This is a genomic window from Alloalcanivorax venustensis ISO4 (assembly GCF_015356855.1).
Lineage (GTDB): Bacteria > Pseudomonadota > Gammaproteobacteria > Pseudomonadales > Alcanivoracaceae > Alloalcanivorax > Alloalcanivorax venustensis.
The window spans coordinates 14,135-36,303 of the sequence record NZ_ARXR01000011.1; the positions used below are offsets into that span (position 1 = coordinate 14,135).

At 66.9% G+C, this 22,169-nt stretch carries 21 protein-coding genes and 1 pseudogene; 5 read left to right on the forward strand and 17 right to left on the reverse strand.

The features are described from left to right. Positions 1 to 33: 33 nt before the first annotated feature. Positions 34 to 1,464 (reverse strand): ABC1 kinase family protein, encoded by a 1,431-nt coding sequence (locus ISO4_RS08405; RefSeq protein WP_194855890.1) that lies wholly within the window; start codon positions 1,462 to 1,464, stop codon positions 34 to 36. Positions 1,465 to 1,524: 60 nt separating this feature from the next. Between ISO4_RS08405 and ISO4_RS08410 the strand changes: the two genes are divergently transcribed. Together ISO4_RS08410 and ISO4_RS08415 are read left to right on the forward strand one after the other, a co-directional pair. Next, positions 1,525 to 2,307 carry an alpha/beta fold hydrolase gene (locus tag ISO4_RS08410; RefSeq protein WP_194855891.1) on the forward strand — a complete coding sequence of 261 codons (783 nt, stop codon included), beginning with the start codon at positions 1,525 to 1,527 and terminating at the stop codon, positions 2,305 to 2,307. Between the two features lie 95 nt (positions 2,308 to 2,402). Further along, complete coding sequence (locus ISO4_RS08415; protein WP_194855892.1) at positions 2,403 to 3,545, forward strand: oxygenase MpaB family protein; 1,143 nt, start codon at positions 2,403 to 2,405, stop codon at positions 3,543 to 3,545. Between the two features lie 21 nt (positions 3,546 to 3,566). Here the strand turns inward: ISO4_RS08415 and ISO4_RS08420 are convergent, their stop codons facing one another. Continuing rightward, on the reverse strand, positions 3,567 to 5,678 hold the full coding sequence (locus ISO4_RS08420) for a carboxy terminal-processing peptidase (protein WP_194855893.1): 2,112 nt from the start codon (positions 5,676 to 5,678) through the stop codon (positions 3,567 to 3,569). A gap of 165 nt (positions 5,679 to 5,843) precedes the next feature. On the opposite strand from ISO4_RS08420, the gene ISO4_RS08425 reads away from it, so the two are divergent. Then, positions 5,844 to 7,067, forward strand: coding sequence for a nucleoside recognition domain-containing protein (locus tag ISO4_RS08425; protein WP_194855894.1), 1,224 nt, complete (start codon positions 5,844 to 5,846; stop codon positions 7,065 to 7,067). 98 nt (positions 7,068 to 7,165) lie between these two features. Here ISO4_RS08425 and ISO4_RS08430 read toward each other — a convergent pair whose 3' ends face one another. After that, positions 7,166 to 7,846, reverse strand: a complete 681-nt coding sequence (locus tag ISO4_RS08430; RefSeq protein ID WP_228548013.1) for an alpha-ketoglutarate-dependent dioxygenase AlkB family protein — start codon at positions 7,844 to 7,846, stop codon at positions 7,166 to 7,168. Positions 7,847 to 7,911: 65 nt separating this feature from the next. Between ISO4_RS08430 and corA the strand changes: the two genes are divergently transcribed. After that, positions 7,912 to 8,862, forward strand: a complete 951-nt coding sequence (corA, locus tag ISO4_RS08435; RefSeq protein ID WP_142950196.1) for a magnesium/cobalt transporter CorA — start codon at positions 7,912 to 7,914, stop codon at positions 8,860 to 8,862. A 179-nt stretch (positions 8,863 to 9,041) separates the two neighbouring features. Here the strand turns inward: corA and ISO4_RS08440 are convergent, their stop codons facing one another. Beyond that, positions 9,042 to 9,875, reverse strand: coding sequence for an MBL fold metallo-hydrolase (locus tag ISO4_RS08440; RefSeq protein WP_194855895.1), 834 nt, complete (start codon positions 9,873 to 9,875; stop codon positions 9,042 to 9,044). A 93-nt stretch (positions 9,876 to 9,968) separates the two neighbouring features. Further along, positions 9,969 to 10,421: a hypothetical protein gene (locus tag ISO4_RS08445; RefSeq protein ID WP_142950198.1), complete on the reverse strand. Its 453-nt coding sequence runs from the start codon at positions 10,419 to 10,421 to the stop codon at positions 9,969 to 9,971. 154 nt (positions 10,422 to 10,575) lie between these two features. On the opposite strand from ISO4_RS08445, the gene yaaA reads away from it, so the two are divergent. Then, a complete protein-coding gene (gene yaaA, locus ISO4_RS08450; protein ID WP_194855896.1) occupies positions 10,576 to 11,355 on the forward strand; it encodes a peroxide stress protein YaaA in 780 nt (259 codons plus the stop codon). Between the two features lie 24 nt (positions 11,356 to 11,379). On the opposite strand, the gene ISO4_RS08455 is transcribed toward yaaA, so the two are convergent. The 12 genes and pseudogenes from ISO4_RS08455 to ISO4_RS08510 all read right to left on the reverse strand — a co-directional run. After that, positions 11,380 to 12,300, reverse strand: a complete 921-nt coding sequence (locus ISO4_RS08455) for a universal stress protein (protein ID WP_194855897.1) — start codon at positions 12,298 to 12,300, stop codon at positions 11,380 to 11,382. Positions 12,301 to 12,302: 2 nt separating this feature from the next. Further along, entirely contained in the window at positions 12,303 to 13,013 is a 711-nt protein-coding gene (fnr, locus tag ISO4_RS08460; protein ID WP_194855898.1) for a fumarate/nitrate reduction transcriptional regulator Fnr, read from the reverse strand. Positions 13,014 to 13,081: 68 nt separating this feature from the next. Continuing rightward, positions 13,082 to 14,455 (reverse strand): oxygen-independent coproporphyrinogen III oxidase, encoded by a 1,374-nt coding sequence (gene hemN, locus ISO4_RS08465; RefSeq protein WP_194855899.1) that lies wholly within the window; start codon positions 14,453 to 14,455, stop codon positions 13,082 to 13,084. A gap of 83 nt (positions 14,456 to 14,538) precedes the next feature. Next, a complete protein-coding gene (locus ISO4_RS08470) occupies positions 14,539 to 15,261 on the reverse strand; it encodes a sulfite exporter TauE/SafE family protein (RefSeq protein ID WP_323745359.1) in 723 nt (240 codons plus the stop codon). Then, positions 15,254 to 15,403, reverse strand: coding sequence for a cbb3-type cytochrome oxidase assembly protein CcoS (gene ccoS, locus ISO4_RS08475; RefSeq protein ID WP_142950204.1), 150 nt, complete (start codon positions 15,401 to 15,403; stop codon positions 15,254 to 15,256). The genes ISO4_RS08470 and ccoS overlap by 8 nt, the downstream gene beginning before the upstream one ends. After that, positions 15,382 to 17,772: a heavy metal translocating P-type ATPase gene (locus ISO4_RS08480; protein ID WP_194855900.1), complete on the reverse strand. Its 2,391-nt coding sequence runs from the start codon at positions 17,770 to 17,772 to the stop codon at positions 15,382 to 15,384. The genes ccoS and ISO4_RS08480 overlap by 22 nt, the downstream gene beginning before the upstream one ends. Further along, positions 17,769 to 18,281: a FixH family protein gene (locus tag ISO4_RS08485; protein ID WP_194855901.1), complete on the reverse strand. Its 513-nt coding sequence runs from the start codon at positions 18,279 to 18,281 to the stop codon at positions 17,769 to 17,771. The genes ISO4_RS08480 and ISO4_RS08485 overlap by 4 nt, the downstream gene beginning before the upstream one ends. Further along, positions 18,256 to 19,656 (reverse strand): cytochrome c oxidase accessory protein CcoG, encoded by a 1,401-nt coding sequence (gene ccoG, locus ISO4_RS08490; protein WP_194855902.1) that lies wholly within the window; start codon positions 19,654 to 19,656, stop codon positions 18,256 to 18,258. Before ccoG ends, ISO4_RS08485 begins: the two co-directional genes overlap by 26 nt. Continuing rightward, complete coding sequence (gene ccoP / locus ISO4_RS08495) at positions 19,653 to 20,555, reverse strand: cytochrome-c oxidase, cbb3-type subunit III (RefSeq protein ID WP_194855903.1); 903 nt, start codon at positions 20,553 to 20,555, stop codon at positions 19,653 to 19,655. The genes ccoG and ccoP overlap by 4 nt, the downstream gene beginning before the upstream one ends. Continuing rightward, entirely contained in the window at positions 20,552 to 20,716 is a 165-nt protein-coding gene (locus ISO4_RS08500) for a cbb3-type cytochrome oxidase subunit 3 (protein ID WP_194855904.1), read from the reverse strand. Before ISO4_RS08500 ends, ccoP begins: the two co-directional genes overlap by 4 nt. Next, on the reverse strand, positions 20,713 to 21,348 hold the full coding sequence (ccoO, locus tag ISO4_RS08505) for a cytochrome-c oxidase, cbb3-type subunit II (RefSeq protein ID WP_194855905.1): 636 nt from the start codon (positions 21,346 to 21,348) through the stop codon (positions 20,713 to 20,715). The genes ISO4_RS08500 and ccoO overlap by 4 nt, the downstream gene beginning before the upstream one ends. Before the next feature lie 2 nt (positions 21,349 to 21,350). Beyond that, positions 21,351 to 22,127: pseudogene (locus tag ISO4_RS08510) on the reverse strand (cbb3-type cytochrome c oxidase subunit I); the annotation flags it as partial. Positions 22,128 to 22,169 lie beyond the last annotated feature (42 nt).

Sequence of the window (22,169 nt, forward strand, 5' to 3'; positions counted from 1 at the left end):
CGCCCATAAACGGTCAATAATTGACCGGAAAGGTCAACTATCCGCCGCCTGCCCGTTTATTTTTTGAGCAACACGCTCGCGATCCTCGTCTTCACGCATGTGGATAAACGGCTCGAGAATGGTATTTCCGCGCACCTGGGCCTTGATCACGTGTAAAAAAGTGTAAGCCCCGAGCAGCTTGCGGAACAGGAAGATGAATTCCTTGGGCGGCACGTCGAAATGCACCGACAGGGCGGTGCGGCTGGCACGGTTCATCACCCGGTTGGGCAGGTTGCTCTCGCCCCACAGGTATTCACCCTTGTCGTTGACCACGGACTTGGGCGGCGGAAAGCGGTCCGGGTCCTGCAGCGCCTCGATGGCCTCAAAGCACAGCGCGGCGAAATCATCCAGCAGCCGGCGCGGCACCTCGCCGTCGAGAAATTCCAGCGCGCGCATGGCGCCGAACAGACGCTCGCTGTCGTGCAGCCAGGCGGCGCGGATCATCTCGCGGCCGGGGCCCAGCACCTCATCGTCGAAATCGCGGATGGCGCCGAAATCCAGCAACACGATCTTATCCTTGCCGTCGTCGCCGACGCGCATCAGATAGTTGCCGAAGTTCGGGTCGGTCTGCATCTTGTTCCACTGAAACACTTCCCGGCAGCACAGCTCCATGATGGCGCGGCCCAGAAAGTTGCGGCGCTCCTGGCTCAGCGACACCACCGACGGATCGCTGATGTGCACGCCTTCCTCGTAGGACAGGCAAAGAATGTTGTGGGTGGAGTAGTCGCCGTACACTTCCGGCACCACGAAACGCGGGTCGTCGGCCAGCGCTTCGCGGAAATGGCGGGTGGTGTGCGCTTCCAGGTCGTAGTCCACCTCACGGCCGAGCATGTCGCGCACTTCATCCAGCCATTGGTTGAACTGCTCGGTGATCGGCACCAGGCGGCTCAGCTTGAGCAGCCGCACCAGCGCGCGCATGTCCGAATCGATGGCGTTGGCGACGCCCGGGTACTGAATCTTGAGGGCCAGCTCGGCGCCGTCGCTCTTGCGCCGGGCGCGGTGCACCTGGCCCAGGCTGGCCGCGCCCAGGGGCTGCGGGTCCACCTCCAGCTCGGCCAGTTTGACGCTGCCCAGCTGCTGCCGGAGGTGCTTCTCCACCGCCGGCCATTCCAGGGCGGTGGTGCTGTTTTCCAGGGTGTGCAGCGCCTCGGTGACCTCCTCGGGGAGGAAATGCTCGCCGAACAGCGCCATCATCTGGCCGATTTTCACCACCGAGCCCTTTAACTGGCCGAGTTCCTCGACCAGCTCTTCCGCCCGTTGCGAGAGGTTGCGCCGGCGCCGCGCCTCGCGCTGGTCCGGCGCCGCGAACAGACCGCCGGCGCTGGCCGTGGCGTAGCGGGCACCGGCCAGGAAGCCGGCCCGGGCCATGGAGAAGCGGCGTTCCAGGGAGCCTGTTTTCACCCGTTTTACGGTTTTTCGTGCCATAGTTCCTCGCGCGGGCCAACTGCAGCCTCGCATTCTAGCTGATTAAGGAAGCACAGATATATGCCAACGACCTGGATCCTGTTGCGCGGACTGGTTCGTGAACAAGCACATTGGAACGGTTTCGCCGACCGCCTGGCCGGGGCTCTGGGCGCGGACCATCGGGTGATGTGCATGGATTTGCCCGGCAACGGCCTCCGCCACCGGGACCGCAGCCCGACCCGCATCGCCGCCATGGTGGACGCGGCCCGCGAAGACCTGGCCCGGCGCGGCGTGGACGGGCCGATCCACCTGGTGGCGCTGTCCCTGGGCGGCATGGTGGCGATGGATTGGCTGCAACGTCATCCGCGGCAGGTGGCCGCCGCCGCCTTGATCAATTCCAGCGCCGCGCCGGTGAGCCCGTTCTGGCACCGCCTCAAACCGGCCAACTATGGCGCCATTGTCCGCCACGGCCTGCTTGGCCGCGACCGCCTCAAGCGCGAGCGCATGATTCTGGAGATCACCACCAACCGGCTGTCGGACGCCGATAAAGACCGCATCGCCCGGCAATTCCAGCGGATCGACGAGGCCCGCCCGGTGTCCGCCGCCAATACCGTGCGGCAGTTATGGGCGGCGGCGCGGTTTCGCGCGCCGAAGACGCTGCCCGAAGGGCGTCCGGTGTTGGTGATCAGCGCCGCCGGCGACCGACTGGTGGACCCGCGCTGCTCCGCGGCGCTGGCCCGACGGTGGTCGGCGCAACGGGCGGTCCACCCGGACGGCGGCCACGATCTGTCCCTGGACGACCCGGGCTGGCTCGCCGACACCCTGGCGGACTGGGCCGGGCCGACCCCGGCCGGGACTAAATAAAACCGCGGCTTTTGACGATTGACCCCCGTGGCACGACGCTCTAGCTTGAACGCAGAACTCACGGGTTCTGTGTCGAGCCCATGTTGGAGACGTTGATGGCCACACCGCAGGAATTAAACCAGCTACGCGAAGGCCCGCGCACGCCGCGGGAGCAGATCTGGTTCGACCGCTACGCCCACCACCGGCTTGAAGCCTGGCGCCGGGTCCAGGACCCGCTGGCCGACCGCTGTCTGGAAAACATCGCGTTTCAACGGCCCTCCGGCCTGCTCGACGAAGTGGAGCGGCGCGCGGCCGAAGAGGGCGGGGTGTACCAGGCGTTCCTGGACCACTGCCACACGGTGCCCGGCTGGGTGGACTTCGAGCGCATGGAACTGGGGCGGCGCATGTACCGCCGGCACGGTGCGCTGCAGGGCCTGGTGCTGATGTGCTCCAGCCTGGTGGAGGGCTACGCCCACAACAAACCGTCCCAGGTGCTGGTCGCCACCGGCCGCCTGCAGAAGGATGTGTCGCGGCGTATTTATGAAACCGGCCAGATGCTGCACAACATCGCCGCCACCGACGGCCTGCGTCCCGGCGGCCTGGGCCACCGGACGCTGATGGAGGTGCGGCTGCTGCACGCGGCGGTGCGCCGCTTTCTCAGCGAAAGCGGGCGCTGGGACAGCGACCGTTTCGACCTGCCGATCAATCAGGAGGACATGGCCGGCACGGTGCTCGAGTTCGATTACATGGTGGTGCGGGGGCTGCGCCGGATGGGCCTCTATATCAGCCATCAAGAGCACGAGGCGATGCACTATTTCTGGCGCTACGCCGGCTACCTGCTGGGCGTGGACGAGGCCTTGCTCACCGCCACCGTGGAAGAGCAGAAAGTGCTGGCGCTGCAGCTCACCTCCCATCTTTACGACCCCACCGAGGACAGCGAAAAGCTGGCCAAGTCGCTGCTGGCCGGCATGGCGGGCAAGCCGCCGTTCCATCTTTCCTATGACGTGCTGGTGGCGGTGAGCCGTTTCCTGATCGGCGACGCCATGGCCGACGACCTGAACCTGCACAGCCGGGTATCGTCCGCCGCGGCGGTGCGCCTGGCCCGGGCCGGGTTCGGCGCCGCCAGCCTCGGCCAGCGGCTGCTGCCGGAGGCCGCCAAGCGGCGGTTGGAGGACTTCAACCACGACCTGGGGCGTCGCACCCTGAAACTGGGTCTGGGGAAGGACCCGGCGCGCTGGGGGTTCAAGGCGATGGCCTGACCCCCGCGCCGGGCGGGGCGCTCAGGAGGCGCGTTCGTCGGCCACCCGCTGCTCGCGGAGCAGCGACACCATGTCGGCGAGGATGTGCCCGGTTTCCCGCAGGTAGGGGTCTTCGTCCAGCGGTTCGTCGTTGCTGTCCGGGTCCAGCGCACGCTGTTCTTCCAGGGCGCGCAGATCTTCCATTTTCTCAATCGGCTCTTCACCACGGTGCTTGCGCAGGGCGTTCTCGATGTCCAGACGGCGCTGGTCGAAATCCTCCTGCCAGGCCTTGCGCTGCTTGGCGTTAAGGGACAGTTCCTGGCGTTCGTTGGCGCGGTTGAGCAGATCGCGCAACTGGTTCACATAAACGAATTCCGGATTGTCGCCGATGCGCGCGTCGTGCCGCTCGCGCAGCCCCGGCAGCAGCGGCACCAGGTCCTGATAACGCTGGTACTTGGCCGGGTCGATCTCATCCCAGGGCAGGGCGTTGGGCAGGCTGCTTTCGCCGATCGATTCCTTGTCCACCAGCGACGGCATGGTGACGTCCGGCACGATGCCCATGTTCTGGTTGCTGGAACCGGACACCCGGTAGAACTTGGCGTTGGTCATCTTGAGCTTGCCGTGGTTCAGGTCCAGCAGGGTCTGCACGGTGCCTTTGCCGTAGGTCTGATCGCCGACGATCAGGGCGCGGCCGTAGTCCTGCATGGCGCCGGCGAAAATCTCCGACGCCGAGGCGCTGTAGCGGTTGACCAGCACCGCCAGCGGGCCCGAATACAGCATGCCCGGGTACTGATCGTTTTCAACGCTCACGCGACCGCCGGCCTCGCGCACCTGCACGGTGGGACCACGGTTGATGAACAGGCTGACCAGCTTGTTCACCTCCAGCAGGGAACCGCCGCCGTTGTTGCGCAGGTCCACCACCAGGCCGTCGACATTCTCTTTACGCAGTTCCACCAGCAGCTCCGCCACGTCCCGGGTGGTACTGGTGTAATCCGGATCGCCACGATGGAAGGCGTTGAAATCCATGTAGAAAGCGGGGATTTCGATAATGCCCAGCTTCAGGGTGTCACCGCCGTGATCCACCTCGATCACTTCCTTTTTGGCGGCCTGTTCTTCCAGCACCACCTTGTTGCGGGTAATGGCGATGGTGCGGGTGTCGTGCTCGCTGGCGCGGCCGGCGGGAATCACCTCCAGGCGCACCTTGGAGCCCTTGGGCCCGCGAATCTTGTCCACCACCTCGTCCAGGCGCATGCCGATCACGTTGACCATGTCCTCGTCGCCCTGGGCCACGGCGACGACCCGGTCGGCGGGGCTCAACTGGCCCTGCTTGGCGGCAGGGCCGCCCGGCACCAGGCGCACCACCTTGGTATAGCCGTCCTCGTACTGCAGCACCGCGCCGATGCCTTCCAGCGAACGGCTCATGCTGATGTCGAAGTTCTCGGAATTATGCGGCGTGAAATAATTGGTGTGCGGATCAAAGGTCTGTGCCAGGGCGTTCATGTAGGTCTGGAACACGTCCTCGGGGGTATTCTGCCGAACGCGGCTGAGCTGGCTTTCATAGCGGTTGATCAGGCGTTTGCTGATTTCCTCGTCGCTGGTGCCGTTGAGACGCATGGACAACACCGCGTTGCGGAGCTGGCCGCGCCAGATCGCGTCCAGGGCGTCCTGATCCTCGGCCCAGTCCGCTTCGCTGCGGTCCACCAGCACCTTGCCGTCACCGTCGAAGTCCCAATCCTGGAAGCCGCCTTCCAGGATGGCGAGGATTTCGGTGAGGCGGTCTTCCAGACGGCTCTGGAAGCGGTTGAAGATGGAGTAACCGGCCTCCAGGACGCCGTCGCGCAACTGGTTGTCGAGCTGATCGCGGTAGGGCTGGAAGTCGTCCACGTCCTGCTGGGTGAAATACAGCCGGTTGGGGTCGAGGTCCTGCAAATACTGCTCAAGCACCTGCGCGGAAAGCGCGTCGTCGAACTTCAGGCGCCGGTAGTGCAGCTCCAGGCGCTCGACGATTTCCTCGGCGGCTTCACGGTGGACCTTCTCGGGCTTGAGCGATCCTTCGATGGCGGGGTCGTTGCCCAGGTCGCCGCCCACTTTCAGGGCGCCGCCCAACAACAGGGCCGCCAGGAGCACGCCAAACAGCTTGCGGAATACGGACATGAACTTACTCGGCTGCATTTTTTAAAGGGTTCCAGGGCAGTATAAAGGAAACCACCGCCTGGAACAGGGTCGCCCAAATCACCGGGCGGGGGCAAGCGTGGATGGATAGGCAAAGGCGCCGATCATCGACATACTGAGCGCTTTGCCGGACTTCATGAGGCCCCCGTGCATCGTCTTTTCACCGCCTTTTTTCTGATCGGGATACTCGGCGCCCTGGTGCAGCTGCTGGGCGGCGACCTGCAGGCCCCGGCCCGTGTGGTGTCGGCGCTCTGGGAGGCGGCGGACCTGGCGGTGGAAGTGAGCCTCGGGTTGATCGGCGTGCTGGCGCTGTGGAGCGGCCTGTTCCGCCTCGCCGAGCAAAGCCGCCTGGCCGATCGCATGGCCGCCGGCGTGCGCCCGGTGCTGGCGCGGCTGATGCCGTCGCTGCGGCGGGACCCGGCCGCCGGCGCCGGGGTGTCCATGAACCTGGCCGCCAATATGCTCGGCCTGGACAACGCCGCCACGCCGCTGGGCATCAAGGCGATGGAATCGCTCCAGGAACACAATCCAGAGCCGCGCCGGGCCACCGACAGCCAGATCATGTTCCTGGTGCTGAACACCTCATCGGTGACCCTGGTGCCGGTGACGGTGCTGCTGTACCGGGCCCAGCAGGGCGCCGCCGACCCGGCGGCGGTCTACCTGCCGATGCTGATGGCCACCACGATCTCCACCTTTATCGGCGTGATACTCACCGCCCGGCTGCAGCGCATTCCGCTGCGCGACCCGCTGCTGATCACGGTGGCGCTGGGCTGGCTGGCGCTGCTGGCGGTGCTGGCGCTGGGCGTTTATCTGGCGCCGCCGGACCTGGGCAACACCCTGTCCGGGTTGTTCGGCAACGGCATTCTTCTGGCGGTGATCGGGCTGTTCTTCTTCGCCGCCTGGCGCGCCCGCATCGACAGCTACGACTGCTTCGTGGAAGGCGCCAAGGAAGGCTTCACCCTGGCGGTGAAGCTGATTCCCTATCTGGTGGCCATGCTCGCCGCCATCGCCATGCTGCGCGCCAGCGGCGTGCTCGAAGCGGTGCTGTCGGCGATCCGCCTCGGCGCCGCCGCCCTGGGCTGGGACACCCGCTTCGTGGACGCCCTGCCGGTGGCCTTCCTGAAACCACTGAGCGGCTCCGGCGCCCGCGCCGCCATGCTGGACGTAATGCAGACCCACGGGGTGGATTCCCTGGCCGGGCGCATGGCGGCGGTGATGCAGGGCTCCACGGAAACCACCTTCTATGTGCTCGCGGTGTATTTCGGCAGCGTCGGCATCCGCGACTTCCGCTACGCGCTCTGGTGCGGCCTGGCCGCCGACGCCGCCGGGCTGTTGGCGGCGATCCTCCTGAGCTACGTTTTCTTCGGTTAGAGGGAACTTGTGGGAGCGGGCTGTGGGAGCGGGCCTTGCCCGCGAAAGGGTGGCATCAGCCACCCGGCGGGATACCAGAGACGTTGTTTGTGCTGCCGTTAAGAAGTCGCTCTGGGATCCTGCCGGAAGCTTCGCTCCCTTTCGCGGGCAGGGCCCGCTCCTACAATCTCGCGGAAGGTCAGATTCAGCCGGGCATCCTGTATTCGCCGGCGGCGGGGCAGGGCGTGCTCGAAGTGGGTCTGCACCTCCGGTGACATGATCAGCAGGCTGTCGTGTTCCAGCGCGATCACCCGGCTCTGGCGGCCGCTGCCGTAGGGTCGGAAGGCGAAGTCGCGGGCGGCGCCGAGATTATAGGAGAGCACCCAGGGATGGGCGCCCAGCTCCGGCTCGTTGTCGCGGTGCCAGCCCATGCTGTCGTCACCGTCGCGGTAGAGGTTGGCCAGGGCCCCGTTGGGGGTGCGGCCGGTGAGTTCGGTGACCCGCCGCCGCAGCGCGTCGAGCGCCGGCGGCCAGCCCCGGCCCTCATGGGTCAGCCCCGAATACCGATAAGAGATACCCTGGTCCGCCACCCAGCAGGTCAGCCTGGGCACCGGATGCTCCCGGCCGAACACCCGCACCCGGGGCCGGTCCCAGGGCAATTGGTTACAAAGCGTGTGAAAGAGAGCGGTCGCCGCGTCACCGAGAATGCCCGGAATCAGCCACAGGCGCGCCTCATGCCCCAGGTCGATGGGCGCGGTGCGCTGGTTCAGCCGTGTTATCGTGGAGTTGACAGTCATCATGCGCTGCTCTATCTAAGCCGGGTTGATACCTGACGCCGGCCCATCTTGTTCGCGAGGAGCTTAGCATGCTGCACGTTTACGACATCGAAAAAGGAGTGCTCCGCGAAAGGGACGTGGCCGAGTTGACGCCCGGCACCTCGGACGCGGCCAGCTGGATCGATCTGGTCGACGCGTCCGACGAGGAACGTGAGCAGCTGCAGCACCTGTTTCGCCAGAACCTGCCCGAATCCGACGACGTGGAGGAGATCGAGGCCTCGGCCCGCTTCTTCCACGACGAATACGGCCTGCATGTGCACTCGCTGTTCGTCTACCAGGCCGAAGGCCGCCACCGCACCTCGACCGTGGCGTTCGTGCTGCAGCCGGGCCGGCTGCTCACCTTCCGCGATTCACGGCTGCCGGATTTCCGCCTCATGCGCCTGCGTGTGCGCCGCGGCTGGGTACAGGCCCAGGCGCCGCTGGACATTCTGCTCAGCATTCTCGAGCAGAAAGTGGAAAACATGGCGGACAGCCTGGAGGACATCCACCGCAACCTGGAGGAAGTCAGCTACCTGGTGCTGGAAGACGAAGAGGCGGAGCTGGAAGACGGCATCGAAAAGCTGGCCCACCTGGAGGACAGCAACGGCAAGATCCGGCTCTGCCTGATGGACACCCAGCGCTCGATCTCCTTTATCCAGCGCTACGTGCGCACCGACAAGGACCGCCGCCGCACCTGCTCGGAAATCCAGCACGACCTGGACACCCTGATGTCCCACGCCACCTTCCTGTTCGAGAAGATCAACTTCCTGATGGACTCCACCCAGGGCTTCATCAACATCGAACAGAACCAGATCATCAAGATCTTCTCCATCGCCGCGGTGGTGTTCCTGCCGCCCACCATGATCGCCAGCATCTACGGCATGAACTTCGACGTCATGCCCGAACTGCAATGGGCGTTCGGCTACCCGGCGGTACTCGGCCTGATGATCCTCTCCGGCATCGCCCCGTACTGGTACTTCAAACGCAAAGGATGGCTGTGAGGAGCAGTTAATAGTTAATAGTGAACAGTTAATAGTTGCGCGATCGGGGGTCCGGATAAACGGCTAGGCCGTGCCCGCGTCACCACTTCGCGGGCACGGCCTCGCCGCTCAAGAAGATCCGGGACGCGTCTTTTAGCTGTTAACTATTAACTATTAACTGTTAACTCTTAACTGCAGTTTCAGACTGCCCATTTCCCGCTGGTGTGGCTGACGCGGCCTTCGTCGCGGAGTTTGATCAGGTGGGCTTCCAGGGAGAGGCAGGCGACGCCGTGCAGGAAGGCGGGGACGTCTTCGTAGACCCGGGTGACCAGTTCCTGGACGGTGATCGGGTCCGAGTCCAGCGCTTCCACGACCTTGCGTTCGCGGTCGCGGCGGTGGGCCAGGGTCTTGTCCACGGTGGCCATGGGGTCGTCGATCACGTCGCCGTGGCCCGGCGCCATCAGGTCGATGCGGTAGTCGCGCAGCAGGGCCAGGGAGTCCATATAGGCCGCCATGGAGCCGGACGGCGGGGCGATCACCACGGTGGAGCCTTGAATCAGGTGGTCGCCGGTGAACAGCAGGTTCTGGTCCACCATCAGATAACACAGGTGATTGCCGACATGCCCGGGCGTGGCGATCACTTCCAGTTCGGTGCCGCCGCAATCCACCCGTTCGCCGTGACGCAGGCGCCGTTCCGGGGCCCAGGTTTCGTCCTGCAGGCCGTCGTCGGGCACGTCGGGGCCGAGCAGGCGCGCGCCGCTGGCCTCGGCCAGTTCGCGGGCGCCGGGGGAGTGGTCGCGGTGGGTATGGGTGACCAGAATCTGTTCGATCGGGCGGCCGATCTTTTCCGCCGCGTGCAGCAGCGCCTGGGTGTGTTCATGGTCCACCGGGCCCGGGTCGATGACCGTGAGCGCGCGGTCACCGACCAGATAGGAGTTGGTGCCGGGCCCGGTCATCATTCCCGGGTTGCGGCCGAGTACCCGCCAGGCGTTGGGTGCGATTGGGGTAGGGTGGCCAGGAATGAGCGCTGCCATTATCTCTCCTACAGCCGTTGCTGTGCTTCGAGGAGCCGGCATTGTGACCATTTAGTCGGCGATTGCCTAGTGGTCCATGCCACGGCCCGGTGATCAGCGGTCGTAGGCTTCCACCCGCAACACCCGGGCGCGCCAGCGTTCGGCCTGGATTTCCCGGTCGGGGCGGGGCACGGACAGATTGAGCGGGTAGCGTCCGCCGGCGGGGATGTGCATGGAAAGCGTCATGCGCTCGCCGTACAACACCTCGCAGGCTTTGGCCGGCGGGCAGCTGAGCGCTTCCGCCATGATTTCGGTACGCGCCACCGCGTTCTCGCCGCGATTGATGATTTCACCGCGCAGGCGATAGGTGGTTTCGGTTTCGTGCACGCTGGAGATGCTGGTCTCCACGGTCTCCGGGTCGGTGGGCACCCGGCGTTCCTGGTCGGTGAGCAGCATAGCGCCGAGGAAAATGGAGCCGGCCAGCGCGACGCCGGCGAGGACCAGGTAAAAAGGCTTGCGGCCCGCTTGCCAGCTGCCCCAAAGCAGCACGACAACGGCGACGGTCACGGTTAACACCAACAAAAAGCGCATCGGACTGGATCACTCCCCGGTTCGGTTGAGGTTACGATAGCATCTCGCCAAGGGGCCCATAGTATAAAGCCTGTTTCTTCTCTCGACGGTGTTCTTATAATCGGGTCTGCATCTTGTAAAGGAGAACCGCATGTTGATCGTGGTATCGCCGGCCAAAACGCTGGATTACGACTCGCCGCTGCCGTCGCTGCGCGCCACCCAGCCGCGCCTTCTGGAACACAGCGCCGAACTGGTGGAGCGTGCCCGCAAGCTGTCACCGGCGGATCTGGCCAGCCTGATGAAGGTCAGCGACAAGATCGCCCACCTGAACGTGGAACGGTTCGCGCAATGGTCGCGCCCCTTTGATAAACACAACGCCCGGCCCGCATTGTTCGCGTTCAAGGGCGATGTGTACACCGGCCTCGACGTGAGCCGCTTCGACGGCGACGATTTGAAAGCCGCGCAAAGCCGCCTGCGCATCCTCAGCGGCCTGTACGGCGTGCTGCGCCCCCTGGATCTGATGCAGCCCTACCGGCTGGAAATGGGCACCCGCCTGGACAATGAGCGCGGCAAGGATCTCTACCAGTTCTGGGGCGACATTATCACCGCACAGCTGAAAAAAGACATGAAGGCGGCCGGCACCGAGGTGCTGGTGAATCTGGCGTCCAATGAGTACTTCAAATCAGTGCGCACCGAGCAGCTGCCCGGGCCGGTGATCGAACCGGTGTTTCAGGACGAGAAGAACGGCAAATACAAGGTGATCAGTTTCTACGCCAAGAAGGCGCGCGGGCTGATGGCCGCCTGGATTCTGCAGGAAGGGATTGAAACGCCGGCGCAATTGAACAAGTCCCGGGTCGCCGGCTACCGCTACGACAAGGCGGCTTCCACCGACACCAAGCCGGTGTTCCGGCGCGCGGAAGGGGCCGCCTGAGCCCCTCCCTTGGCCGCCGGAGGGTTACAACCAGTCGGACTCGAAGTCGTCCGGCTTGACCACCATCACGTCACAGCCGGCACGGGTAAGAAGCCCTTCGGCGGTGGCGCCCAGCAGCAGCCGCTCCACCGGGTTGCGGCGCACCGTGCCCACCACCAGGCAGTCGCTGCCCTGTTCCTCGCAGTAGCCCGCCAGGGTCCGTGATACCGGCCCTTCCAGCAGGGTGGCGCGGTCCTTGGGCAGGGCGTGGCGCTCGGCGAACGCGTCCAGCGCTTTCTGGTGGTAATCGCGAATGTTGGCGGCGCTGGCGGCGTATTCCGGCAGGGCTTCGCCGGCCACCAGCAGCAGGGTTTCGTCCGGGTGCTCCAGAACATGCACCGCCTCCAGCTCGCCGTGCATCTGCTCGCACCAATAACCGGCGGCGCCGATCACCCGGTCGTCCAGACCGCCTTCATACTGTTCCGGCTCCACCGCCGCGGTGAACCGGGGCGTGTCGTTCCAGGGGTCGGAATGCACGCACAGCACCGCGCCGGGGGCATGGCGAATCAGCAGCCAGTCGCGGGGCGTGAACAAGTGGCGGCGCAGCCGGCCTTCCTCGCTGGTGTGCACCACGCTGAGCACCGGGCGGCAGTCGCGGACCGTGTCCCGCAGCGCCTGTTCGCTGTCCCGGGAGGAGACGATGCGCTTGTCCACCTGGTGGTCGCCGCACAGCGCGTCGATGCGTTTGTCCCAGGCCTTTCGAATCTGTTTCTCCGCCGCCTGCCGCCGTTCCTCGTCCAGGCCCACCGCCCGGCGCATCGCCGCCGAGTCGCTGTTGACCATCACCGTCAACGGCAGGCCGGCGGCGCGCGCCAGCTTCAGGCCCTTGGTCAGCGCCGGCTGCGGCGCTTTCAGATCGCGGTCGAGAAAAACCAGAATACCGTTACCGTCCATAGCATTGCTCATGATCACGCCTCCACACCCAGGCGGCCGCTGCCGCACAGCGTCTCGCGGTCGAGAATTTCCACTTCACGGCCGTCGACCCACAGGGTTTTCTGTTGCTGAAAACGGGTAAAAATCCGGCTCACGGTTTCCACCGCCAGCCCCAGATAGTTGGCGATGTCGTAGCGCGACATGGGCAGGCGGAAACGCTTGGCGCTCAGGCCCCGGCGTTGTTGCCGGGCCGCCAGGGACAGCAGCAGCGACGCCACCCGGTCGTCCGCGCTCTTTTTGCTGAGCAGCATATGAAGCTCGCGGTCGGCGCGGATCTCATTGCTCATCAGCCCGAAAAAGTGGTGCTGAAGAGACGGGATGCGCTGCGACAGGTCTTCAAGCCGGTGAAAGGGGATCTCGCAAACGGTGGCGGTTTCCAGCGCCTTGGCGTTGCTCAGATGGCGGGCGGTGCTGATACCGTCCATGCCGACGATCTCGCCGGGCAGATAGAAGCCGGTCACCTGTTCGTCGCCGTCGTCGGACACCGCGTAGGTCTTGAGGGCGCCGGAGCGCACCGCGTAGACCGCGTGGAAGTCGTCGGCGGCGCGGAACAGGTGCTCGCCGCGCTTCAGCGGGCGGCCGCGTTGCATGATGCGATCGAGCTCTTCCAGCTGATCCGGCGCGACGGCCAGCGGCAGGCAGATCGGGCTCAGGCTGCATTGGTTGCAGGATACACTGCGTGTCATGATCCCCCCTTCGGGCGGGCTACGTAGCAAGGAAGCGGCTTGGTTCATTATAGGGCCTATAAAATTTATTAGATAATCCGGCTGAAGCGCTCGCCGGCCGTCGGGTCCCGGTGATTATCGAAGGGCATCACCAACGCCCGGGCGACCAGACGCCCCGCGTCCGTGATCACCAGGGCGCTGTCCTGCATGGCGATCAGCCCCTGCTTTTCGAACACCGCCAGTTGCGGCAGGACGTCGTTGAAGTAATCGACGAAATCGACCCCCCACACCTGCCGGAACTCGGCCAGATCCAGGCGCAGCTGGCAGAGAAAGCCGATGATCACCCAGCGCCGCAGGCGGTCGTCGCGGTTAAGCAGATAGCCGCGCTCCAGGGGCCAGTCGCCTTTGGTGACGCTGTCCTGCCAGTCCTCGATGCGTTTCGGCGCCTGGGCGTACAGGTCGTGCAGATCGCTGATCGCGCTCACCCCGAAGCCGATCAGATCGGCATCGCCGTGCAGGGTGTAGCCCTGAAAGTTGCGGTGCAGGGTGCCTTCGCGGCGGGCGCGGGCCAGGTCGTCGTCGGGCAGGGCGAAGTGGTCCATGCCGATCAGTTCGTAGCCCGCCTCCTGCAGCATGCCGCCGGCGCGCACCAGCATCGCCAGCTTCTCTTCGGGGCTGGGCAGGGTGCGCTCCGGTATCTGGCGCTGGATTTTGAAGCGCGCCGGCAGGTGGGCGTAGTTGTACAGGGAGATGCGCTCCGGCCGCAGCGCGATCAACTGCTCCAGCGAATGGGCCAGGCTGGTTTCACTCTGCCAGGGCAGGCCGTAGATCAGGTCCGCGTTGATGGAATGAAAATCGAAGGCCCGTGCGTCCTCGAACACCCGGCGGATCATCGCCACCGGCTGTACCCGGTTCACCGCTTGCTGCACCCGCGGGTCGAGGTCCTGCACCCCCAGGCTTAGGCGGTTGAAGCCCAGCCCGCGCAGCAGCCCCAGCCGCGCGCGGTCGACCGTGCGCGGATCGATTTCGATGGCGTAGTCGCCGCGGTCGTCCTCGAGGAGGTGAAAATAGCGCGCCAGCTCGTACACCAGCTCGGTGATTTGCGCGTCGCTCAGAAACGTCGGCGTGCCACCGCCCCAATGCATCTGGACCACCGGTCTTTGCCGGTCGATCAGCGCCGCCTTCTGCCGGATCTCGGTTTTCAGATGGGCGATGTAGGGCAGGGCGCGCTCGCGGTTGGCGGTGATCACCCGGTTACAGGCGCAGTAGTAGCAAACCGACGCGCAGAACGGAATATGACAATACAGGGACAGATTGCGGTGGGCGCGGTTGCCCGCCGCCACGGAGCGCTGAACGTCGCCGAGGCTCACTTCTTCATGGAACCGGGTAGCCGCCGGGTAGGAGGTATAGCGGGCGCCGGGGCCGCCGTATTGGCGAATCAGGTCCGGGTTCCAGACGGTCATGGGGGCTGCTCCAAACGTAGACCGGGGTATGGTCTCAGTGTTGCCGCCCGCCAATATTGATATGGATCAACGCCCGGCGTGATTCAGGCCAGGCCGCAGAACACCGCCCAGCGGTGCAGCGACCCCGGCGCCAGCCCCTGGGCCAGGAACACCGCCCCCAGCAGCAGGCCCAGGGCGGCGGCCACCCGGCGTCCCCGGACCCCGTGGAACCGGCGCATCTGGCCGCCCAGCACCCCGCCGGCGGCCACCGGGGCCAGGGTCAGGGCCCCGAAGACCGTCATCACCAGCAGCCCGCCGACCACGCTGGCGCTGCTGGCCGCGAGCAGCAGCGCGGAATAGACCAGACCACAGGGCAGAAAGCCCCACAGCGCGCCCAGCATCAACGCCTTGGCGGGGCGATCCACCGGCAACAGGCGCCGCACCAGCGGCTGCAATCGGCGCCAGACCACGGCGCCGGTCCGTTCCAGCCGACGCAGCAGCCCGCCGCCGGTGAGAAAGTGGATCGACAGCAGCAGCATCAGGGCGCCGGAAAACAGCGCCGGCCAGGCCGGGCCCTGCCACGGCAGGGCGCGCAGCAGCCCGTTGCCCAGCCCGCCGGCCACCGCGCCCAACGCCGCATAGGCGCCGATGCGCCCGACGCCGAACAGCAGTTGCCAGCCCCACAGACGCAGGCCCTCGCGCCGGGCGGCGGGCACGGTGAAGGTGAGGGCGGTGCCGATGCCGCCGCACATACCCACGCAGTGTGCGGCGCCGGCCACCGCCAGCAGCGCGGCGGCGCTCAGGTGCGGCAGCATCAGTTCAATCACGGTCGCGGTCCTCGAACACCACGCGCCAGGCCTGGTGCTCCAGATCCTCGAACTGGCCCCGGTTGATGGCCCAGAACAGCGCCCACAGCGCCAAGCCCAGGAACAGCAAGGCGAGCGGGATCAGGAGGATGATGATTGCCATCGGGCGATCCTCGATGCGTTGACGGTGACCAGCAGCGAGCTGGCCGACATGCCCAGCGCGGCGGCCCAGGGCGGCACCAGCCCGGCCACCGCCAGCGGCACGGCGGTGAGGTTATAGGCCAGCGCCCAGGTCAGGTTCTGACGGATGCCGCGGCGCACGCGGCGGGCCAGGGCCGGCAACGCAGCCAACGGCGCCAGGCCCGGCTTGAGCAGATAGAGGCCGGCGGCTTTACGGGCCAGGGCGCTGGCGTCCGCCGTGGCCACCGACACCGAGGCCGCCAGCAGGGCGGGGGCGTCATTGATGCCGTCGCCGACCATCATCTGCGGGCCTTCCTCGGTGGCCAACCGCTCCAACCAGGCTTTTTTCTGCTCCGGGGTCTGGCGGGCGCGCCAGTCGTCCAGGCCCAGGGTGTCGGCCAGCGTGGCCACGGCGCCTTCGCCGTCGCCGCTGGCCAGGCGCAGGTGCCATCCTTGCGCGCCCAGGGCGCGGGTCACCGCCGCCGCTTCCGGGCGCGGTTCGTCGCTGAGCCACAGGCGCAGGCGTGGCTGCTCGTTTTCATACAGAAGCAGGCGGGTGGCGCCCCGCGTGGCCGCGTTGCCGGCGTCGTCGAAGGGGTCCGGGCCGATGCGCCAGAGTACGCCGAGGCGGCGCCCCTGGGCGCCCTGATGCAGGACCTCCGCATCCGCCAGCGCCGGGTCGTCGGGGTAGGCGTCAAAGGCGCGCGCCAGCGGGTGGGGGTGGTGGCGTTCCAGGGCGGCGGCGATCGACAGCAACACCGCCTCACTGTGGCCGCCGTCGCCGAGAGGTTGATGCCGGATCACCCGGAAGTGACCGCTGGTGAGCGTGCCGGTCTTGTCGAAGAGCACGCCGCGCAGGCCGGTGACGGCCAGCAGCTGCCCCGGGGACGCCACCAGAACGCCGTGGCGCAGCGCCGCGCCCAGCCCGCCGGAAACGCTGAGCGGCACCGCCAGGGCCAGGGCGCACGGGCAGGTGACCACCAGCACCGCCAGCGCGTGCTCGAACGCCCGCGCCGGCCCGGCGGCCCAGTGCAGGCCGAAGGTGAGCGCCGCCAGGGCCAGCACCGCCACCGTGAACAGCGGCGCCACCCGGCGCCAGTCGCGCACCATCGGGGGCGGCTCGGACCGGGCCCGGGCGACCTGGTCGGCGATCCGGGCCACCAGGCTGTCGCCCACCGGCCCGGCGGCGCGCACCAGCAGCGTGCCCTCCAACAGGCGCCCGCCCGCCTGGACGGCGTCGCCGGGGCCACGGCGGCAGGGCAGCGGTTCACCGGTGAGCGCGGCCTGCTCCACCTGCCCCTGGCCTTCCACCACCACCGCGTCCACCGGCAGCACTTCCCCCTGGCCGAGCCGCAGCAGGTCGCCGGCCACCACCCGCCGGCTCGTCACCCACTGCTCGTCGCCGTCCGTGCTTCGACGCACCAGCAGGGGCAGGGCGTCCTTGAGCTGCTGCCAGGCGGCGCCGACCCGGTGGCGCTGGCGTTGCTCCAACCAGCGGCTCAGCAACAGGAAGAACACGAACATGGCGGCGGAATCGAAATACACGTGCTCGCCGCCCAGCGCCATGTTCACCACCGAACCGCCCCAGGCCAGCGACAACGCCAGTGCCACCGGCAGGTCCATGCCCGGGCTACCCGCGCGCAGGCCGCGCCAGGCGCCCTGAAAGAACGGCCAGCCGGCGTAGAACACCACCGGCGTGGCGATCAGCAGGCCCACCAGCCGGAACAGCCACTGATAGACCTGGTCGCCGTCGTCGAACGCGCCGATGTAGAGGGCGGCGGAGTACATCATCGCCTGCATGGCGCCGATGCCCGCCAGGGCCAGGCGGCCGAGCAGCCGGCGTTGCTCGCGGCGGCGCAGCGCCCGGCCACGGGGATCGCCCGGCAGAGTCACTCCGTAGCCGAGCCGGTCGAGGCGCTCGGCGACGGCGGCGGGGGCATCCGCGCGCCGGTACACCAGGGTCAGTTCCATGGCCGCCAGGTCGGTGCCCACGGATACCACCCCGGGGATGTCCGCCGCCGCTTTTTCGATCAACCAGCAGCAGGCGGCGCAGTTCAGGCCGGACAGGGAGAGCGTCAGGCGCCGTCCCTCCGGCGTCACGCTTTCATGCTCGGCAAGCAGCTCCGGCATTCCGAACAGCGCCAGATTGCGCTCCCGTTCGCCCGGCTCGTCCCCGCCGTGGGGCCGGGCCCGGCCGGTGCGCAGGCGGTAGTAGTTGTCGAGGCCCAGCTCATGGACCAGCGTCATCGCGCCGGCGCACCCCGGGCAACAGACCGGCAGCCGTTGCGCGTCCTGTTCCACGTAAAGCTCAGGCGCCGCCGGTTCGCCGCAGTGGGCGCAGGCGCTGCTCATCCGGAGCCCGCCCGGGTGCCGATGTGGACAGTCCCGGTGTCCAGGTCCACCCGCCGGCTCAGCCGCCAGCGGCCGTCCGGCGGACTCACCGTCACCGTCCAGTCGCCGCCGGCGGGGATCGGGTCCGCCGGGCCGTAGCCGCCGTCACCGCGATGGCTCAGGCGCAGCTGCCGGTCGCGCTCGGCGAACACTGGATGGCGCAGGGTGACGTCCAACTGGTCCGGCCAGGGCAGGGCGGTTTCGCTGCGCAACCGGATACCCCGGGCCCGGTCGATTTCCAGCCGCAGGCCGAGAAATTCCGCGCGCCGCTCCTCTTCCAGCGACCGGTTGATCGCCTTGCCGTCCTGGTACCAGTGATCGGCCACGGTGGCGTCGGCGTGGGTGATGGCGATCGCCAGGGTGGCCAGGCCGCCCACCACCGACGCCGCCGGCAGCGCGATCACCAGCCATACCAGCCCGTGGCGGTACCAGGGGCGCTCGGGATCAGGGCGCGATGAAACGTGCCTCATGGGTGGTCTCCATAGTGGAACGGGGCTCGCTGCTGCGTACCCGGAAACGAACGGTGGCGGAGCGCACCTCGCCGGCGTAGGGGTCGCCGCTGACGGTGACCGGCAGGCTGCGGTGCTCGCCGCCGGCGAGGGTAAAGGTGGGGTTGCCCTGCACCAGGGTGAGGCCCTCCGGCGCGTCCAGGCTGAGCCGGTAGTCGTGGGCCTGCTGGTCCTTGTTGAGAATCTCCAGCCGGTAGCTGTTCTCGATGCGCCCGTCGGCGGTGAGCCGGTAGAGTTGGTTGCGGTCACGCAGCACGTCCACCTGCAGCGGCACCCGCTGGACCAGGCCGGCGGCGAACCAGCCCATCATCAGCACCATCACCAGCCCGTAGCCGATCAGGCGCGGCCGCAGAACCCGGCTGCGCCGGCCGTTCAGGGTGTTTTCGGTGGTGTAGTCGATCAGCCCGCGGGGCCGGCCGATCCGTGCCATCACCTGGTCGCAGGCGTCCACGCAGGCGGCGCAGGTGATGCACTCGTACTGCAGCCCGTCGCGGATATCGATGCCGGTGGGGCAGACCTGCACGCACAGCCCGCAGTCCACGCAGTCGCCGGCCGGCTCCTGGCCGGATGATTTGCGCGCGCCGCGCCGGCGCGGTTCACCCCGGGCCCGGTCGTAGGACACCACCAGGGTGTCGCGGTCGAACATGACGCTCTGGAAGCGGGCGTAGGGGCACATGTACAGACAAACCTGCTCGCGCATAAAGCCGGCGTTGCCGTAGGTGGCGACGGTGAAAAAGCCGGACCAGAATAGCGTCCAGCCGCCCACCTCGCCGCTGACCAGGGCCGGCAGTAGCTCGCGGATGGGGGTGAAATAGCCGACGAAGGTGACGCCGGTGGCCAGCGCCAGGGCCAGCCACAGCACGTGTTTCAGGCCGCGCCGCAGGAGTTTCTCCGCGCCCCAGGGCGCGCGGTCCCATTTCAGACGCTGGTGGCGGTCGCCTTCGCAGCGCTGTTCGATGGCCATGAACAGTCGGGTCCAGGCGGTTTGCGGGCAGACATAGCCGCAGTAGACCCGCCCGGCGAACACCGTGACGAAAAACAGACCCAGCGCGGCGATGATCAGCGCCCAGGCCAGGAACAAAAAGTCCTGCGGCCAGAAGGTGACGCCGAAGATATGGAAACGGCGTTCCGGCAGATCGAACAGGATCGCCTGGCGCCCGTTCCAGGTCAGCCAGGGCAGCACCAGATAGAGCGCCACCACCAGACGCACGCTGGTGTCGCGCAGGCGCTGGTAATGGCCCTTCACATCCTTGATCTGGATGCGCCGGCGCTTGGCGTACAGCCCGGAACCGCCGTCCGGGCTGAGATCCTGGCTGGGAATACGGCCGGAATTCATGGTTGCGACAGCCCGTAAACGTAGGCGGCCAGCACATGCAGACGCTCTTCGCTGAGCACGGACTCATGCGGCGGCATCCGCCCGCTGCGGCCTTCCCGGATGGTGGTTTCGATGTCCTCCAGGCGCGCCCCGTGCAGCCAGATGCCGTCGGTCAGATTGGGCGCGCCGAGGGCCTGGTTGCCGCGCGCGTCCTGCCCGTGGCAGGCGGCGCACACCGCGAAGCGCGGCTCGGCGCGGGCCACCGATGCGGCCACCTCGGGCTGGTCGGTCATCGACGGGCGGCTCAGGCTCTGCACGTACAGCGCCATGTCCCGCACCGCCTGGTCGGTGCCGCCGACGGCGGCGGCCATGGGCGGCATCTGCCCGTGGCGGCCGTCGCGGATGCTGGTGAGAATGGCGTCGGCGCTGCCGCCGTAGAGCCAGTCGTCGTCGGTCAGGTTCGGGTAGCCCTTGGCGCCGCGGGCGTCCGAGCCGTGGCACAGGGCGCAGTTGTTGGCGAACAGGCGGCCGCCCACGTCGCGGGTCTCCGGGTAGGCGTGCAGCTCCTCGATGGGTACCTTGGCGAACTGTTCGAACAGCGGCGCGGTCTGTTTTTCCACCCAGTCCACCTCTTCCTGCCACTGGCCCACGCTGCTCCAGTTAAGCAGCCCGCCGAACCGGCCCAGCCCCGGGTACAGCACCAGATAGACCACCGAGAACAGCAGGGTCAGCACGAACAGGTAAAGCCACCAGCGCGGCAGCGGCTGGTTGCGTTCCTGGATGCCGTCGAAGCTGTGGCCGGTGGTGTCGCTGCGGGTTTCCTCCGGCGTCATGCGCAGGTTGGCGAACAACAGAAAGGCGCAACCGACCAGGTTGAGCACCACGATGGCGATGATGTAAACGCTCCAGAAGTCGCTCATGGGCGGTCTCCTTTCGGGTTCCGGCGACCGTGGCTGTCGGTGCGCAGCGGAATCTCCCCCAGTTTCTGGTAGTCGCGCTTGCGGCCGGGCCGGTACACCCAGGCCACCAGGGCGATAAAGGCGATAAAGAAGATCACGGTGATCACGGCGTGGTAGTTCATTGGCGCTGCTCCCGCCGGGCCTGGCCCAGGGACAGCAGGTAGGCCACCAGGGCGTCTTCCTCGGTGGCGTCCGCCCACTCGCCATTGACCTTGGCCATCTGCTCTTCGATGTCCTGGTCGCTGTACGGCACCCCGAAATGGCGCTGGAACACGGTCAGCGTGCGCGCCATGGTCGACCAGTCCACCGTGGCGTGCTGCAGCCAGGGGTAAGCCGGCATGTTGGATTCCGGCACCAGCGCGCGCGGATCACGCAGATGCTCGCGGTGCCACTGTTCGGTGATCGGCCGCAGGCCGACCCGGTCCAGGTCCGGCCCGGTGCGTTTCGAGCCCCACAGGAACGGATGCTCCCAGACGTCCTCGCCGGCCACGGTGTAATCGCCGAAGCGTTCGGTTTCCGCGCGCAGCGGCCGTACCATCTGCGTATGGCAAACGTGGCAGCCTTCGCGGATGTACACGTCCCGGCCGGCCATCTCCAGGGCGGAGTAGGGGCGCAGGGTGGAGATCGGTTCGGTGGTGGCTTTCTGCCAGAACAGCGGCACGATTTCCGCCAGGCCGCCGAAGCTCACCGCCACCAGGATCAGAACGATCATCAGGCCGATGTTCTTTTCAATAACCGCGTGGTGATTGGCCATGGTTACGCCGCCTCCCGGAGGACATTAAGGTCGCCGTTGTCGTCACGGTCGCCGCGCACCGTGCGCCAGACGTTCACCGCCATCAGCAGGGTGCCGGCGAGGAAGATGACGCCGCCCAGCAACCGCACGATGTAGAACGGCTGGCGTTCGGAGAGCTCCTGAATGAAGTTGTAGGTGAGCGTGCCGTCGTCGTTGACCGCCCGCCACATCAGCCCCTGCATGATCCCGGATACCCACATGGCGGCGATGTAGAGCACCGTGCCGATGGTGGAGAGCCAGAAGTGCACGTTGATCCAGCCCACCGAGAACATCCGGCGGCGGTCGAACAGCCGCGGCGTCATCACATAGACGGCGCCGAAGGTGATCATCGCCACCCAGCCGAGCGCGCCGGAGTGCACATGGCCGATGGTCCAGTCGGTGTTGTGGCTGAGCGCGTTGACGGTCTTGATCGACATCATCGGGCCTTCGAAGGTGCTCATGCCGTAGAACGACAGGGCGACGATCAGGAAGCGGATGATCGGGTCGGTGCGCAGCTTGTGCCAGGCGCCGGAGAGGGTCATGACACCGTTGATCATGCCGCCCCAGCTGGGCGCCAGCAGCACGATGGAGAACACCATGCCCACGGATTGCGCCCAGTCGGGCAGGCTGGAGTAGTGCAGATGGTGGGGGCCGGCCCACATGTACACGGCGATCAGCGCCCAGAAATGCACGATCGACAGCCGGTAGGAGTAGATCGGGCGCTGCGCCTGCACCGGCACGTAGTAGTAGAGGGTCGGCAACGATTCTGACGAAATCCTCCAGAAAGTGCACTAACCTATTGG

Excerpts from the sequence above, each read along its gene's own strand:
- ISO4_RS08405 (WP_194855890.1), bottom strand. The coding sequence starts at position 1,464 with ATGGCACGAAAAACCGTAAAACGGGTGAAAACAGGCTCCCTGGAACGC.
- ISO4_RS08410 (WP_194855891.1), top strand. The coding sequence starts at position 1,525 with ATGCCAACGACCTGGATCCTGTTGCGCGGACTGGTTCGTGAACAAGCA.
- ISO4_RS08415 (WP_194855892.1), top strand. The coding sequence starts at position 2,403 with ATGGCCACACCGCAGGAATTAAACCAGCTACGCGAAGGCCCGCGCACG.
- ISO4_RS08420 (WP_194855893.1), bottom strand. The coding sequence starts at position 5,678 with ATGTCCGTATTCCGCAAGCTGTTTGGCGTGCTCCTGGCGGCCCTGTTG.
- ISO4_RS08430 (WP_228548013.1), bottom strand. The coding sequence starts at position 7,846 with ATGATGACTGTCAACTCCACGATAACACGGCTGAACCAGCGCACCGCG.
- corA (WP_142950196.1), top strand. The coding sequence starts at position 7,912 with ATGCTGCACGTTTACGACATCGAAAAAGGAGTGCTCCGCGAAAGGGAC.
- ISO4_RS08440 (WP_194855895.1), bottom strand. The coding sequence starts at position 9,875 with ATGGCAGCGCTCATTCCTGGCCACCCTACCCCAATCGCACCCAACGCC.
- yaaA (WP_194855896.1), top strand. The coding sequence starts at position 10,576 with ATGTTGATCGTGGTATCGCCGGCCAAAACGCTGGATTACGACTCGCCG.
- ISO4_RS08455 (WP_194855897.1), bottom strand. The coding sequence starts at position 12,300 with ATGAGCAATGCTATGGACGGTAACGGTATTCTGGTTTTTCTCGACCGC.
- fnr (WP_194855898.1), bottom strand. The coding sequence starts at position 13,013 with ATGACACGCAGTGTATCCTGCAACCAATGCAGCCTGAGCCCGATCTGC.
- hemN (WP_194855899.1), bottom strand. The coding sequence starts at position 14,455 with ATGACCGTCTGGAACCCGGACCTGATTCGCCAATACGGCGGCCCCGGC.
- ccoS (WP_142950204.1), bottom strand. The coding sequence starts at position 15,403 with ATGGCAATCATCATCCTCCTGATCCCGCTCGCCTTGCTGTTCCTGGGC.
- ISO4_RS08480 (WP_194855900.1), bottom strand. The coding sequence starts at position 17,772 with ATGAGCAGCGCCTGCGCCCACTGCGGCGAACCGGCGGCGCCTGAGCTT.
- ISO4_RS08485 (WP_194855901.1), bottom strand. The coding sequence starts at position 18,281 with ATGAGGCACGTTTCATCGCGCCCTGATCCCGAGCGCCCCTGGTACCGC.
- ccoG (WP_194855902.1), bottom strand. The coding sequence starts at position 19,656 with ATGAATTCCGGCCGTATTCCCAGCCAGGATCTCAGCCCGGACGGCGGT.
- ccoP (WP_194855903.1), bottom strand. The coding sequence starts at position 20,555 with ATGAGCGACTTCTGGAGCGTTTACATCATCGCCATCGTGGTGCTCAAC.
- ISO4_RS08500 (WP_194855904.1), bottom strand. The coding sequence starts at position 20,716 with ATGAACTACCACGCCGTGATCACCGTGATCTTCTTTATCGCCTTTATC.
- ccoO (WP_194855905.1), bottom strand. The coding sequence starts at position 21,348 with ATGGCCAATCACCACGCGGTTATTGAAAAGAACATCGGCCTGATGATC.